The sequence below is a fragment of the Merdimonas faecis genome, assembly GCF_001754075.1.
Lineage (GTDB): Bacteria > Bacillota > Clostridia > Lachnospirales > Lachnospiraceae > Merdimonas > Merdimonas faecis.
Genome location: NZ_MIEH01000018.1, coordinates 176632 through 191306, shown reverse-complemented (window position 1 = coordinate 191306; position 14675 = coordinate 176632). Strand labels below are relative to the sequence as shown.

Sequence of the window (14675 nt, the reverse complement as noted above, 5' to 3'; positions counted from 1 at the left end):
TCCGTCACTGGCTGTTTTTTTATTGCTCTCTTATTTCAACTCTGAGTATCCGAAGCTGTTGACAATTGCTTCTACTCTTCTTCCCTCCCGGCACATCGGACAGTCCGCCGGTTCAAATGCCCGGTAGTCCGGCAGACCCTTGCTGGTAAAGATGGTCTTGATCTCCATCCCCGCCACCTTGGTCACCGCACTGAAGATCGCACAGACGGCGCACACCGTTCCTCCATAATACAGCACTGATTCAATCGCGCGCATGATAGTTTTTCCCGTGGTTACTGAGGCTGCCAGGATCATCACCTGCTGATCCTTTATCATCCTCTGCTTATTATCGCGGAACAGCATCTGCCCCATTGCGTGGTACTCCGGAGTAATAACAGAAATATTGTTTCCCGTGCTTAAGGACATCTGGCTGGAATCGGCCAGCTGCTCTGCCAGAAAGGTTCCGATCACTTCTGTTTCGTCCAGACACACGATCGTATTGACATAGGTGTTGGTCAGATATTCTTCTGCCAGCACTTTCGCAGCCTCTCTGGAATTATTGTGTCTCGTTTTTACGGTGGACATGTCAATATACGTATTCAGATGGGAATTGCTGGTAGCAAAATGGCCTTTCAGGATTTTGATCCTGGCCTTGGGATTTTTTGCCGAGCGCAGGTCTGCCATTTCTTCAATCCTGCTGTTCATCTGTCCGTCCCTCCTTTCAGTTTTTCTTTTCGAACACTTTCTATCCCTATTTTAGCACGCAAAAAACAATGCCGCAACAGATTTACAACTCTGCCGCGGCACCGCCTTATCTTTCATTATGTATTTATTGTGTTCCAAATACCATATCTACAATTAGTTGTTGATCAGCTTGTCGGAATCGCTCCAGCTGTAAAGGCTTCTGACCTCTTTTCCAACCTGCTCCATCTGATGCTCGCTTGCAAGCTTTCTCAGAGCACGGAAGTGAGCGCGTCCGCCCGCATCAGACATCTCTAACAGGAAGTCTTTTGCAAAAGTTCCATCCTGAATATCCGCCAGGATCTTCTTCATGGTCTTCTTTGTCTCCTCTGTAATGATCTTCGGTCCTGTGATATAATCGCCGTACTCTGCTGTATTAGAGATGGAATATCTCATTCCGCCGAATCCGGATTCGTAGATCAGGTCTACGATCAGTTTCATCTCGTGGATACACTCAAAGTATGCGTTTCTTGGATCATATCCGGCTTCGACCAGCGTCTCGAATCCGGCTTTCATCAACGCACATACACCGCCGCAGAGAACTGCCTGCTCGCCAAAGAGGTCGGTCTCTGTCTCTGTACGGAATGTGGTCTCCAGGACACCAGCTCTTGCGCCACCGATTGCCAGCGCATATGCCAGTGCCTTGTCAAGGGCTTTTCCTGTATAATCCTGTTCCACGGCTACCAGGCAAGGTGTACCTTTTCCTGCAAGATACTCGCTTCTTACAGTGTGACCCGGAGCCTTCGGAGCAATCATAGTTACGTCTACATTAGCCGGCGGCACAATCTGTCCGAAATGGATACAGAAACCGTGTGCAAACATCAGCATATTTCCTTCTTCCAGGTTCGGCTCGATGTCCTTCTTATACATAGCTGCCTGCTTCTCATCATTGATCAGGATCATGATAATATCCGCCTGTTTTGCGGCCTCTGCTGCTGTATAAACCTGTAATCCCTGTGCCTCTGCCTTTGCCCAGGATTTGCTTCCCTCGTACAGGCCGACGATCACGTCACATCCGGACTCCTTTAAGTTCAGGGCATGCGCATGTCCCTGGCTTCCATAACCAATGATCGCAATTTTCTTTCCCTCCAGTAAAGATAAGTTACAATCTTCCTGATAGTAAATTTTTGCTGCCATTTGTATCATTCCTCCTACATATAATAAATTATATTGTTAAACAGCGGCAGAACCTGTCATTCTGTCTCTATTTAATTGCTGTTTCATTGCTGCCGTGTTCCATGTTTCCGGCGCCTCTAAATTTTCTTGATATTTCCTTCCTGATCGATCAGCGTCACGTTTTTGATGCCTCGGTTCAGTCCGGTGATGCCTGTCCTTGCAAGCTCCAGAATCTCATATCCGTCCAGCAGGTTTAAGAAAGCATCCAGCTTGGACTGGGTTCCTGTCAGCTCCACGATCAGAGACTCCTTCTCCACGTCTACGATTTTTGCACGGAAAATATCCGCCACTGAGATGATCTCTGCTCTCTCTGCCCGGTCCGCGCGGATCTTGACCATAATAAGCTCCCGGTAAACAGAGTCTTCCGGATCCAGTACCTTAATCTCTATCACATCCTCCAGCTTCCGGACCTGTTTTTCGATCTGCGAAAGGATCAGCTCGTCTCCACTGGCCACGATGGTGATCCTGGTAAATCTGGGATCCGCCGTTACTCCTGCCGTGATACTGTCGATGCTGTAGCCCCGTCTGCTGAAAAGCCCGGATATACGGCTCAAAACACCTGGGTTGTTATCAACCAACAATGAATATACTCTTTTCATACTGCACCTCTTTCTTTGTTTTAAATTAAAAACAGAGTGCGTTCTGTTTTTTAATCATATCAATATCTTCCCTGTTTGTCAATACTCTCACAGACAAATTTATGGATTTTCTTCTTCAGGCATACTTCAGGATATCTTCCACGGAAGCTGCAATGCCTGCTGCCCCGGCCTCCTTTAGTTCTTCTTCGGAACCAAACCCGTAAAGCACACCCACGCAGTCTATTCCCGCCTGTCTCGCACCGATCACATCATGCTTCCGGTCTCCGATCATCAGGATCTCTCTGCGGTCTTCGGCCCCGCAGGAACATATTGCATATTCAATGACCTCTGCCTTCGTTCCCCGGCCTCCGTCCAGTTCCATTCCCGCCACATAAGAAAAATAAGAATCCAGATGAAAATATCTGATGATCTCCCTGGCAAAAACCTCTGGCTTGGATGTTGCCACCACCAGCTGTTTTCCCGCCTCTTTAAGCTTCTTCAGCACCTCTTCCAGGCCGTCATATACCCGGTTCTCATAGATTCCCTTCTCCTGGTAATATTCCCGGTAGTACCGGATCGCTTCCTGGCACTGCTCTTCAGGGAACCCATAAAACTCCCGGAACGACTCCGCAAGCGGCGGCCCGATGAAGCGGTAAAGCTTCTTCCTGTCCGGCTCCTCTATGCCATACTTGGCAAGCGCATACCGGACCGAATTCGTGATTCCAAGGGAAGAATCCGTAATCGTGCCGTCCAGATCAAAAAAGTAAAATTGATACATTCCCCCATCCTGCCTTTCTTATACTGCATGATCCTATTATAAATGGGGACAGGGGAAAATGCAAATGGGGACAGGGACAAACGCAAATGGGGACGTACACTTTCGCCAAAAGTGTACGTCCCCATTTGCCGCCTTTTTTACTACATCACCGCACGCAAGAGCACCAGCACCGCCAGGTGAGCCGGGTAATACACGTAGAAGAACCACTTGCCGAATTTCCCGGAACGAGGCGATTTCTTCCCGTTGTAGAAGCAAAGCATGATCACACCGGAGACGATGATCCCTCCCCCGGCAGCCAGTGTCCGAAGCAGTGTCTGACCCACGGCATCTCCGGCCATGTAGTAGGAAAGGAAATTGATGCCTCCAAAGACCACAAAAGCGATCCCATAGGCCCAGGCCGTCTTTTTCTTATCTCCTCTGCTCCAGTCAAAAAGCAGGGTAAAGACTGCCGCAAGAAGCGCCCAGTCTCCGAACAGGGTGCAGGCCGTAAGACAGATGATCGCCACAGTCCGTTCCGCCGGCCTTCTGATATACTCCTTGGCACAGAGGATCAGAAAGCAGAAAAATAAGGTGAATAGCATATTAAAGGCTGCCGCTCCCACCGCCTCCTGAAACGGAATCTGCGAAATAAGCGCAAACACAAGAAGCCGCTGTCCGTATTTTTTCTTGGAATGGGTATAATGATACCCCTCCACCAGAAAATAGCACATAGTGACAGCAGTAAAATAGCCGATGTCAAGGAGTGCCTCTCCCAGGAGCGTATCCGGATCTAAAAATATATTGGAAATATGATTCAGTGTCATCGTAATAATAGCAATATATTTAATCACATCTCTATTCATCTTTTGTTCTCCTCTCTGACTGTTCTTTTAAAGCTGATATACGTGATGAGAAAATAAACGGTATAAATCCCGATAAACAACAGGCAGGAACCCCCGAAATACTGGAACAGCGGTGTGTGTACTCCCGTATAAAAAATGAACTTTCGGCTGATAAAAGCACAAATCATACTGCTGATGGCTGCCGCAAATACCGCCGGGCAAAGGTAGTACCACAAAAGCTGCCGGAAAATCAGATGATCCGTCTCTTTTCTTCCCATTCCCAGCTGATGTAAGACCTGGTATCGGAACCGGTACTTGGCCGCATCACTTAACTGCTGCACGGAAAGCACTGCAAGCGCTACGCACAGGAATACCAGGCCGATATAAAAAGCCGGAAAAATAATGCAGAGCAACAGATAGCGCACCTCCGGTATCAGATTGTCTCTCACCAGATTTACCGCAGCATAGCTTACAATAGTATCGGATCCATAACAGCTGTTCCCCTCTCTCTGAGGGTGTCCGCCGAAATCCTGCTCTTCTCCCAGCGCATCCAGCTGCCTCTCCAGATCCGCCGGTGCCTTCCCTTTAATATCCACCGCCAGCTCCGAATAATAGGGCGTCATGGCAGAAATCTCCGCATCCGGTACCACGATTACATAATCTCCGCCATTATGACCATCCTGCGAAAAGGGTTCCGTGCGTATCCCCGCGCAGGACAGAACTCCCTTTTCTCCCAAAATCCTTATCTCATCAGTAAAATCCTTTGTCTCCCGCAGTACACGCTCCTTGATATGCAGCAGATATTCTCCGTCTTTCAATGACACTTCCTGATAGCCCAGCATATGCCGCAGTCTGTTATAGTCGGAAAGTCCCATGTAGGTATCATATCTGCAATAGCTGCCGTCCGCCTCCTCCCGGATCTTTTCTACATCTGCCGTCCCATCCGGCTTTTGATAGATTGTCCCAAATACCTGAAGGTGTGAATACAGCCACACATTGACAGGATCCGTTCCATTTTCATAGATCCGGTAAATATACGAATCTTTTACCGTCGTCTCTTTATTTAAAACCTCAAATTCATCTGCAAACTCATCCGCAGGATCTGCGCCATAGACCTGTACATCAAAAGGGAATTTGCTCTGCAGGATCTGATCCTGGTAATCCTGGAACATCAGCGCCACCGTACACCCCAGGATCGCCACTGTAAAAAGTGCCGTCAAAGTCCCCATGGTAAACTGCATGGTGCGGACTTTGGATGCAAACTGACGCAAAAGGAACAGATTTCCTCTCCGATAGATCCGGGATCCCTTTTTCCGCACATAGCTGACCACCCAGGCCGAGACCCCTGCATAAAACAGGTAGATAAACACCACCAGCCCTGCAAGAAATCCCATAATAGAAACTCCATCCCGGATGAGTCCCATACAAAGCGCCACTTCCAGTGCCGCCAGCACCAGAATAGAGACAGGAAGAAGCAGTTTACGGATTCCAACCTTCCCTTCCCGGATTTCCTCACCACGATGCTGTTCATCCATCAAGTCCCGGATATTCATTTTCCGGAATCTTCTTTTGCACCGGAATAAAGCCAGAAAATAGCAGCCAAAATAGCACAGGAACGTCATCAGAAAACACCACCAGCTCCACTCTATTCTAAGAGGCTGATCCAGTTTCAGCACGCCGTAGAGGACAGCCAGCAGAATCTGCTGCAGAAGAAGGCCGGGCAAGAGTCCCAGACCAAAAGCTACCGTCCCCAGAAGAAGCATTTCCCTTAGATATAGTCTTGAAATCTGCTTTTTCTTCATCCCGATCAGAAGATAAATCCCAAATTCCCGGCTCCTCTTTTCCAGAATAAATCGAACCATGTAGTTAATGAGCCATGCCACGATCAGTACGATGAAAAAGGTCGCCATACCGATCATTGCAGCCATCAGTCCCGCCACCTCGAACATCCTTCCCACACTCTCGGAAAAAATCACCGTATTAAAGGCAAACATCAATGCCGCCACAAAGGTCATGGTCAGAAAATAAACCAGATAATCTCTGGCGGAACGCTTTACGTTCCGGAATGCAAGCTTAGCAGTCATCGGAGAGCTCACCTCCCGTCAGACTTAAAACATCCAGAATCTCCTGCAGAAATTCCCTTCTCGTTCTTTTTCCTTTCACAAGCTCATGGAAGATCTTTCCGTCCTGCAAAAACAGGATCCGGCTGCAGTAGCTGGCAGAAAATGCATCATGAGTCACCATAAATATGGTGGCTCCCATCTCCCGGTTCATCTTCGTGAAGGTAGAAAGCAGTATCTGCGCCGCTCTGGAATCCAGCGCCCCTGTAGGTTCATCGGCCAGAAGGAGTCTGGGATGGTTCACCATGGCTCTTGCACAGGCACATCTTTGTCTCTGTCCGCCGGATACCTGGTAAGGAAATGCATGTCTTACAGCTTCAAGCCCCAGAAGTCCTATCATCCTTTCGCACTCATCACGGATTACTGCCTTTTTCTTCTCCTGAAGCGACATAGCAAGCTCAATATTCTCTTCCAGTGTCAAGGTGTCCAGGAGATTATAATCCTGAAATATAAATCCCAGATTCTTCTTCCGGAATTCCGAAAGTTCATCCTCTGTAAGCTCTGTAATGTCTGTATCCTGGTAATAAATATGGCCGGCCGTCACCCGGTCTACCGTTGCCAGAAGGTTAAGAAGCGTGGTCTTCCCCGAACCGGAAGCTCCCATAACTCCCATAAATTCCCCCGGCTCCACGGTAAAGCTTACACGGTCTACTGCCTTTGTTACCTGCCGCCCGTTCCTGTAATATTTTTCCACATCCTCGACTCGAATTTCACGTCCCATTGTCCAAACACCTCATGTCAAAAAATACTCACCAGGAGACTTTTCGTCTCCGGATGAGTATACTTTATCATACGCTTTCAGCCTGTGGTAGCGCCCCGCCTTACAGTTATCTTACAGTTTTGAAAGATAAGTGCTGACTGGAAATTCTAAGATCAATTTTGTCCATTCCCCCGGAAGAGACCTGGCATACAGCCGGATGCCCAGCTTCCTGCAAAGCTTCTGGCTAAGATATAGCCCCATTCCTGTAGAGGCATGAATCTTCCGGCCATTGCTTCCGGTAAATCCCTTTTCAAAGATCCGGGAAAGTTCCTCCTCCCGGATGCCGATCCCGTCATCCTCCACCGTAAGACGCACACCTCCTTCTTTCTTCTCGCTAAAAATCTTGATATAAGGATGCTCGCCTTTCCGGTATTTTACCGCATTTTGCAGGATCTGATGCAGAATGAATCCGATCCATTTCCGATCCGTGTACACCTCATCCTGACAGTCCACATCCAAATGCACTCCATTTCCGATCAGATATTGCTTATCCCGGGAAAGAACCTCTGACACGATATCAGAAATCCGCACCTGACGGATCATGTAATCCTTATAGACCTCATCAGATCTTGCATAATAAAGAGCCATATCCACAAAATCTTCTATCCGTCGGTTTTCTTTCCTGATCCGGTCTGTCAGCTCATCCTTATGATTCGCACACATCAGATCCACCGCCGTGATCGGCGTCTTGATCTCATGAACCCAGCTTTCAATATATTCCCGGTATTCCTTCCCGGCGTCTTCGCTGCGGCGCACCCGTTCAATCATGGACTTATTTGCTTTTCTGATCATATCACGGTAAAGCTGATCCTCCAGATGATAGGACGCCGGCATCAGCTCCCCCAAAAGATACCTTTGGTCTACCTCGTCCAAAATCATCTCCATCCTGCCAAAATACCGCCTCCTGTCCCGGTATTTCAGGATCAGCCATATGGCCACGGTCAGGATCCAGCAGACCAGAATGAGCACGGTATTGGCTTTCGGATATCCGGTCACAGAGAGAAAAAAGAAAAGCAATGCCATCAGTATGATCTGCAGGAGCAGGAATAAAACCTTATCTTTTAAAAATGCTGCAAATGTCATATCTTATATCCCATCCCGCGTCTGGTCTCAATAAAATTCTCTACGCCGATCTCCTTTAATTTCCCACGGATGCGCGTTATGTTGACACTCAGCGTATTATCATCGATAAACACCTGCTGATCCCACAGCTCTTCAATCAGATCAGGCCGTGCAACAATCTCCCCCTTCTTCACAAACAGGCAGTACAGGATCTTCAGTTCGTTTCTTGAAAGCTCTGTCTCTTTTTCCTGAAAGCAGACAGTCACCCTGGAAAGATCCAGGGTTACCCCTTTATAAGTCATCCGCAGTTGATCTTCTGTATCTTTTCTGCTTCTTTTTAATACCGCGGCGATCCTGGCAAGAAGAATGGGAGGCTGGAACGGTTTTGTAATATAATCATCCGCACCTTTTAACATCCCTGACAGCTCATCCATAGCGTCGGTCCGGCTGGTGAGAAAAATAACAGGGACAGAAGAACGGGCCCGGACCTTGCTTAGAACCCAATCTCCATTCTCTCCCGGCAGGTTCCAGTCAAGCAGGACCAGATCCGGTTCTGCTTCCAGGATCTGGTCCACAAGGCTTTCAAAAGATTCAGTTGTCTGTGTCTGATACAATGCATTTTCCAGCAAAGCTTTTAATTCCAGCCGGATCTCCGGCTCGTCTTCCACAATAAATATCTTCATAAGCTCTGTTTCTACATCTTATCCTTTTATAAGCAATGATTTCCCTGTCATTTCCTTTGGCTGCTCCATGCCCATCATCTCAATCAGTGTCGGCGCAATATCCGCCAGACATCCGCCCTCTCTTAAGCGGTAAGCAGGATCTGCATTAACCAGGATGAACGGCACCGGATTGGTGGTGTGCGCCGTAAACGGCTCGCCCGTCTCATCATCGATCAGCTGCTCTGCATTTCCGTGATCTGCACAGATAAACATCTGGCCGTCCACCTTGCGGATCGCCTCCACTGCTCTTCCCACGCATACATCTACTGCCTCGATTGCCTGAATCGCTGCCTTCTCTACACCGGTATGACCCACCATATCCGGATTCGCAAAGTTGATGATGATCACATCATACTTTCCAGACTCGATCGCCTCTACCAGCTTATCGCAGACCTCATAGGCACTCATTTCCGGCTTCAGGTCATAGGTGGCTACCTTCGGTGATTTCACCAGGATCCGGTCCTCGCCCTCATTTGGCTCTTCCACGCCGCCGTTAAAGAAGAAGGTCACATGTGCGTATTTCTCTGTCTCTGCGATACGGGCCTGCTTCAATCCATGAGCAGCCAGATATTCGCCAAAGGTATTGGTGATCTCCTCTTTTACAAATGCGATCTGCTTGTTGGGGATCGTCACATCATACTCGGTAAAGCATACATAGGTTGTTTTGATCCGCTCTCCTCTTTCGAATCCGGCAAAATCATCATCACAAAAAGCACGGGTAATTTCTCTTGCTCGGTCCGGACGGAAATTGAAGAAAATGACAGAGTCCTGATTTCTGATCACAGCCGTCGGATGTCCATTCTCTTCTACAACTGTTGGAAGTACAAACTCATCGGTAGTGTCCTTGTCGTAAGACGCCTGGATTCCTGCCGGTCCGCTTGCTGCTTTCTCGCCTTCGCCATATACCAGCGCACGGTATGCCTTTTCTACACGGTCCCAGCGGTTATCACGGTCCATAGCATAGTAGCGTCCCATCACTGTCGCCACTTTTCCGACGCCGATCTCCTTCATCTTTGCTTCCAACTGCTCTACATATTCTTTTCCGGATGCCGGCGGTGTATCTCTTCCGTCCAGGAAGCAGTGTACATATACCTTTTCGATTCCCTGTCTCTTCGCCAGTTCCAGAAGCCCATAGATGTGTTCGATGTGGCTGTGTACACCACCGTCAGACACAAGTCCGAATAAATGCAGCGAGGAATCATTTTCTTTCACATTTTTGCATGCTGCAAGAAGGGCCGGATTCTCGAAGAAATCACCGTCCTGGATTGCCTTTGTGATCTTGGTAAGATCCTGGTAGACAATCCTTCCCGCACCCATGTTTAAATGTCCGACTTCCGAATTTCCCATCTGCCCTTCCGGAAGTCCGACTGCCATACCGCTGGCATTGCCTTTTACAAACGGGCACTCCTTCATCAGTTGATCCATGACCGGCGTTTTGCCTTCCGCCACCGCATTTCCTTTTATATTCTCATTTAGTCCATATCCGTCAAGGATCATAAGAACTGTAGGTCTTTTACTCATTTTTTCATCTCCTCCATTATTTGATATCGCATAAATGTTTAATCCAAATGTCAGCAAGGTCTATCCAGGACTGACAGACTTCTTCCACGCCGGAGCCGTCTGCCCGGCGCACCTGCTCACTTGCAAGGCTTAACCCGTGGACGCCCTCCGGATAAATGTGAAGCTCCGCCGGAACGCCGCATTCGATCAGCGCTTCTGCCATCCGCATAGAATTTGCCACAGGCACCGTCCCGTCAGTCGCCGTATGCCAGAGAAAAGCCGGCGGTGTATCGTCCGTCACCTGTTTTTCCAGAGACAGCTTATCCTTATCCTCTTCAAACTGTTCTCCCAGAAGATTTCGGAAACTTGGCAGATGCCCCTGAGCCTCATCCGAAGTGATCACCGGGTAACAAAGCAGCATCCCTGCCGGACGTAAGACTTTGCTTTCTGTTTCCAGCATATCTGCAAGCCATTGCCTGCTCCAGAACACGCCCAGCATGCCTGCCAGATGTCCGCCTGCCGATGATCCGCTGACGATGATCTGATCTGTATTCACCCGCCATTCTTCTGCATGGCTGTAAATGATCCGCATGACCTGTCCAAGCTCCAGAAGCGGCACCGGATATCTTGCCGGCGCTACGGAGTAGCGAAGCACACAGGCATGGTATCCCTTCGCCAGAAACTGCATGGCGACCGGTTCTCCTTCCCGGTAGCTTAACTTTTCGTAGCCGCCTCCCGGACAGATCACGATCATCGGCCGCTTTTTGATCTGTATCTTTTCCACCGGGGTGTCCAGGATATACGTTTCCAGTCTTGCATCTTCTACAGATCCATTTACTTCTATCGGTATTTCCAGGTATTTCATGTGCGCTCCTTCAAGTTTTAAAAGCGGTTTTCCATGATACCACATGGATACATGGATAAACCGCTTTTTCGCTTTCCTTTTATCAAAATCTGTATCTGTTACTTATAATTTACGATCTTTCCAAAATCTGCCTTCAGGGAGGCTCCGCCTACCAGTCCTCCGTCAATATCTGCCTGAGCGAATAATTCTGCTGCATTTCCTGCATTGACAGACCCGCCGTACTGAATACGGATTGCTTCCGCAGTCGCCTCGTCATAGACTTCCGCAACACAGTCACGGATGCCCTTGCATACTTCCTCTGCCTGCTCTGTGGTAGCGGTCTTTCCGGTTCCGATCGCCCAGATCGGCTCGTATGCAATGACCATAGCCTTTGCCTGGTCAGCCGTTACATTCTGGAGTCCAACCTTTACCTGCTGGCGGATGAAATCCATGGTCACGCCCTGCTCTCTCTGCTCCAGAGTTTCGCCGCAGCACATGATCGGAGTAATGCCGTGCTCAAATGCTTTCAGGACTTTCTTATTAACATCCTCATTGGTCTCTCCAAAGTAATCTCTTCTCTCGGAGTGTCCCAGGACTACATATTTTACGCCTGCATCTACCAGCATAGCCGGGGAAATCTCTCCTGTATAAGCACCGCTCTCTTCAAAGTACATATTTTCAGCACCAACCTGGATGTTGGTTCCTTTACATGCTTCTACCACCGGAACGATATCGATAGCTGGTACACAGAATACCACGTCAACTTCCTCGTTTGCTACCAGCGGTTTTAATTCTTCTACCAGGGCAACTGCCTCACTTGGAGTCTTGTTCATTTTCCAGTTGCCTGCAATAATTTTCTTTCTTGCCATTTCTTTATCTCCTTACAAATGAATCTTCTATTTCCGTACTCTTACCCTCTGCAAGGCGGGATGTTCACCGAAGTTTCCTTCGGTGAACTAAGTAAGCACTAATTCAAGGTAGTTCTTCGAGACTAGGCTCGAAAAGACCTCGCCAAGTTCAATCTTACCCGCTACAAGGCGGGATGTTCACCGAAGTTTCCTTCGGTGAACTAAGTAAACGCTAATTCAAGGTAGTTCTTCGAGACTAGGCTCGAAAAGACCTCGCCAAGTTCCGAAGAACTAAATTCGCACTAGGTTCGAAAGAACCTCACCAAGTGCTCTATTTATCGTTAGCGGCTGCTACACCCGGGAGTTCTTTGCCTTCCAGGAATTCCAGAGAAGCGCCTCCTCCAGTGGAGATGTGAGTCATCTTATCGCCGTAGCCCAGCTGGTTGACTGCCGCTGCAGAGTCTCCTCCGCCGATGATAGTCGTAGCTTCTGTCTCTGCCAGAGCTTTTGCTACAGCCTCGGTACCATGTGCAAAGTTCGGCATCTCGAAGGCTCCCATCGGTCCGTTCCATACAACTGTCTTTGCGTCTTTCACTGCATCACAGAAAATCTTCTCGGTATCCGGTCCGATATCCAGTCCTTCCCAGCCTTCCGGAATCTCTCCGGCCTTTACAACCTTCTTATTGGCATCGTTGGAGAAGTCGTCAGCGATCACTGTGTCAACCGGAAGCAGCAGCTTAACGCCTTTTTCTTCTGCCTTTTTCAGCATGTTCAGTGCGTATTCACAGTAATCTTCTTCCAGAAGAGATTTTCCAACGCTTCCGCCCTGAGCCTTGCTGAATGTATAAGACATTCCGCCGCCGATGATCAGGGTATCTACCTTGTCCAGCAGGTTTTCAATTACAGAAATCTTACTGGAAACCTTTGCTCCGCCCAGGATGGCAACGAACGGTCTCTCCGGATTGTTGACAGCATTTCCAAGGAAATCGATCTCTTTCTGCATCAGGTATCCGACTACCGCGGTATCCACGAACTGGGTCACACCCACATTGGAGCAGTGTGCACGGTGTGCGGTTCCAAATGCGTCATTTACAAATACGTCACACAGAGAAGCCAGCTCTTTGCTGAAAGCCTCGCCGTTTTTTGTCTCCTCTGCTCTGTAACGGGTATTTTCAAGAAGGATTACATCGCCGTCCTGCATAGCCTCAACAGCAGCCTTTGCGTTCGGTCCTACTACCTCCGGATCAGCCGCAAATTTCACTTCCTGTCCCAAAAGCTCTGACAGACGTGCTGCTACAGGTGCCAGAGACAGAGAAGGTACTGCCTCTCCCTTCGGCTTTCCAAGATGAGAACAAAGAATGATCTTTCCTCCGTCTGCGATCAGCTTCTTGATCGTCGGCAGAGCTGCTACCAGACGGTTTTCATCCGTGATCTTTCCGTCGATCAGCGGAACATTAAAGTCACATCTTACCAGGACTCTTTTTCCTTTTACATTAATATCGTCTACAGATTTTTTATTGAGCATAATCTTGCCTCCTAAAGTATATTTTCAGGGGATTTCCCTGCGAAAAAGGGCCCGGCCCACTTAAGACCGGACCCTTATTTGAGTCTTACTGATCTCTCTGCTTATGATAACTCAGAGAAGAATTTGATTGTTCTTACCATCTGGCTTGTGTAAGAATTTTCATTGTCATACCAGGAAACAACCTGAACCTCTGTGGTTCCGTTGTCTAACGGAAGTACCATGGTCTGTGTTGCATCAAACAGAGAACCATATCTCATACCAACGATATCGCTGGATACGATCTCATCTGTATTATATCCGAAGGACTCATTAGAAGCAGCTTTCATAGCCTCGTTGATCTGATCTACAGTTACGTTTCCTTCTACAACTGCTGTCAGGATCGTGGTAGAGCCTGTCGGGGTCGGAACACGCTGAGCAGCTCCGATCAGTTTTCCGTTCAGTTCCGGAATAACCAGACCGATTGCCTTAGCAGCACCTGTGCTGTTCGGAACGATATTGCATGCAGCTGCACGGGATCTTCTTAAGTCACCTTTTCTCTGCGGTCCGTCCAGAGTCATCTGGTCGCCTGTGTATGCGTGGATGGTGCACATGATACCTGTCTTGATCGGTGCAAGGTCATTCAGAGCCTTTGCCATCGGAGCCAGGCAGTTTGTTGTACAGGAAGCTGCGGAGATAACAGTATCTTCCGGTTTCAGTGTGTCATGGTTTACATTATATACGATTGTTGGCAGGTCATTACCAGCCGGTGCAGAAATAACTACCTTTCTTGCGCCTGCTTTGATGTGAGCAGATGCTTTCTCTTTGGATGTGTAGAATCCGGTACACTCCAGAACAACGTCAACGCCGATCTCTCCCCAAGGAAGCTCCTCTGCGTTTGCCATTGCGTAGATCTTGATTTCTTTCCCGTCTACGATAATAGAATCATCAGTAGCTTCAACCTTGTCAGCCAGTGCATATTTGCCCTGAGATGAATCATATTTTAATAAATGTGCGAGCATCTTTGGAGATGTCAAGTCGTTGATTGCAACTACTTCATATCCTTCTGCTCCAAACATCTGTCTGAATGCGAGACGTCCGATACGTCCGAATCCATTAATCGCTACTTTTACTGCCATGATTAATTCCTCCTAAAGTTTTATTAACTGGTTACGCAGTCATCTGTTGACGCTTCTTTTGTTAAAGAATCATCAACCAAGATTTATTGTACTAAATCTGATATAA

Annotated in this window: 14 protein-coding genes; all 14 read right to left on the bottom strand. The window is 48.3% G+C overall.

The window, feature by feature from the left end; genetic code table 11:
- Positions 1–30: 30 nt before the first annotated feature.
- Positions 31–684, bottom strand: coding sequence for a phosphoribosyltransferase (locus BKD12_RS09625; RefSeq protein WP_070089104.1), 654 nt, complete (start codon positions 682–684; stop codon positions 31–33).
- A gap of 153 nt (positions 685–837) precedes the next feature.
- Positions 838–1857 carry a ketol-acid reductoisomerase gene (ilvC, locus tag BKD12_RS09620; RefSeq protein WP_070089103.1) on the bottom strand — a complete coding sequence of 340 codons (1020 nt, stop codon included), beginning with the start codon at positions 1855–1857 and terminating at the stop codon, positions 838–840.
- 116 nt (positions 1858–1973) lie between these two features.
- The gene (gene ilvN / locus BKD12_RS09615; RefSeq protein WP_070089102.1) at positions 1974–2495 is read right to left on the bottom strand and encodes an acetolactate synthase small subunit; all 522 of its coding nucleotides are present in this window, start codon (positions 2493–2495) and stop codon (positions 1974–1976) included.
- A gap of 115 nt (positions 2496–2610) precedes the next feature.
- The gene (locus BKD12_RS09610) at positions 2611–3252 is read right to left on the bottom strand and encodes an HAD family hydrolase (protein WP_070089101.1); all 642 of its coding nucleotides are present in this window, start codon (positions 3250–3252) and stop codon (positions 2611–2613) included.
- 140 nt (positions 3253–3392) lie between these two features.
- On the bottom strand, positions 3393–4094 hold the full coding sequence (locus BKD12_RS09605) for a TraX family protein (protein WP_070089100.1): 702 nt from the start codon (positions 4092–4094) through the stop codon (positions 3393–3395).
- Positions 4091–6157, bottom strand: coding sequence for an FtsX-like permease family protein (locus tag BKD12_RS09600; RefSeq protein WP_070089099.1), 2067 nt, complete (start codon positions 6155–6157; stop codon positions 4091–4093). Before BKD12_RS09600 ends, BKD12_RS09605 begins: the two co-directional genes overlap by 4 nt.
- Positions 6147–6914: an ABC transporter ATP-binding protein gene (locus BKD12_RS09595; RefSeq protein ID WP_070089098.1), complete on the bottom strand. Its 768-nt coding sequence runs from the start codon at positions 6912–6914 to the stop codon at positions 6147–6149. Before BKD12_RS09595 ends, BKD12_RS09600 begins: the two co-directional genes overlap by 11 nt.
- A gap of 111 nt (positions 6915–7025) precedes the next feature.
- Positions 7026–8036, bottom strand: coding sequence for a sensor histidine kinase (locus BKD12_RS09590; protein ID WP_070089097.1), 1011 nt, complete (start codon positions 8034–8036; stop codon positions 7026–7028).
- Positions 8033–8698: a response regulator transcription factor gene (locus tag BKD12_RS09585; protein WP_070089096.1), complete on the bottom strand. Its 666-nt coding sequence runs from the start codon at positions 8696–8698 to the stop codon at positions 8033–8035. The genes BKD12_RS09590 and BKD12_RS09585 overlap by 4 nt, the downstream gene beginning before the upstream one ends.
- A gap of 18 nt (positions 8699–8716) precedes the next feature.
- Positions 8717–10258 (bottom strand): 2,3-bisphosphoglycerate-independent phosphoglycerate mutase, encoded by a 1542-nt coding sequence (gpmI, locus tag BKD12_RS09580; protein ID WP_070089095.1) that lies wholly within the window; start codon positions 10256–10258, stop codon positions 8717–8719.
- Positions 10259–10274: 16 nt separating this feature from the next.
- The gene (locus BKD12_RS09575) at positions 10275–11102 is read right to left on the bottom strand and encodes an alpha/beta hydrolase (RefSeq protein WP_070089479.1); all 828 of its coding nucleotides are present in this window, start codon (positions 11100–11102) and stop codon (positions 10275–10277) included.
- Positions 11103–11200: 98 nt separating this feature from the next.
- Positions 11201–11950: a triose-phosphate isomerase gene (gene tpiA, locus BKD12_RS09570; RefSeq protein ID WP_070089094.1), complete on the bottom strand. Its 750-nt coding sequence runs from the start codon at positions 11948–11950 to the stop codon at positions 11201–11203.
- Between the two features lie 310 nt (positions 11951–12260).
- Positions 12261–13454 carry a phosphoglycerate kinase gene (locus BKD12_RS09565; RefSeq protein ID WP_070089093.1) on the bottom strand — a complete coding sequence of 398 codons (1194 nt, stop codon included), beginning with the start codon at positions 13452–13454 and terminating at the stop codon, positions 12261–12263.
- Positions 13455–13555: 101 nt separating this feature from the next.
- The gene (gap, locus tag BKD12_RS09560; RefSeq protein WP_070089092.1) at positions 13556–14569 is read right to left on the bottom strand and encodes a type I glyceraldehyde-3-phosphate dehydrogenase; all 1014 of its coding nucleotides are present in this window, start codon (positions 14567–14569) and stop codon (positions 13556–13558) included.
- Positions 14570–14675 lie beyond the last annotated feature (106 nt).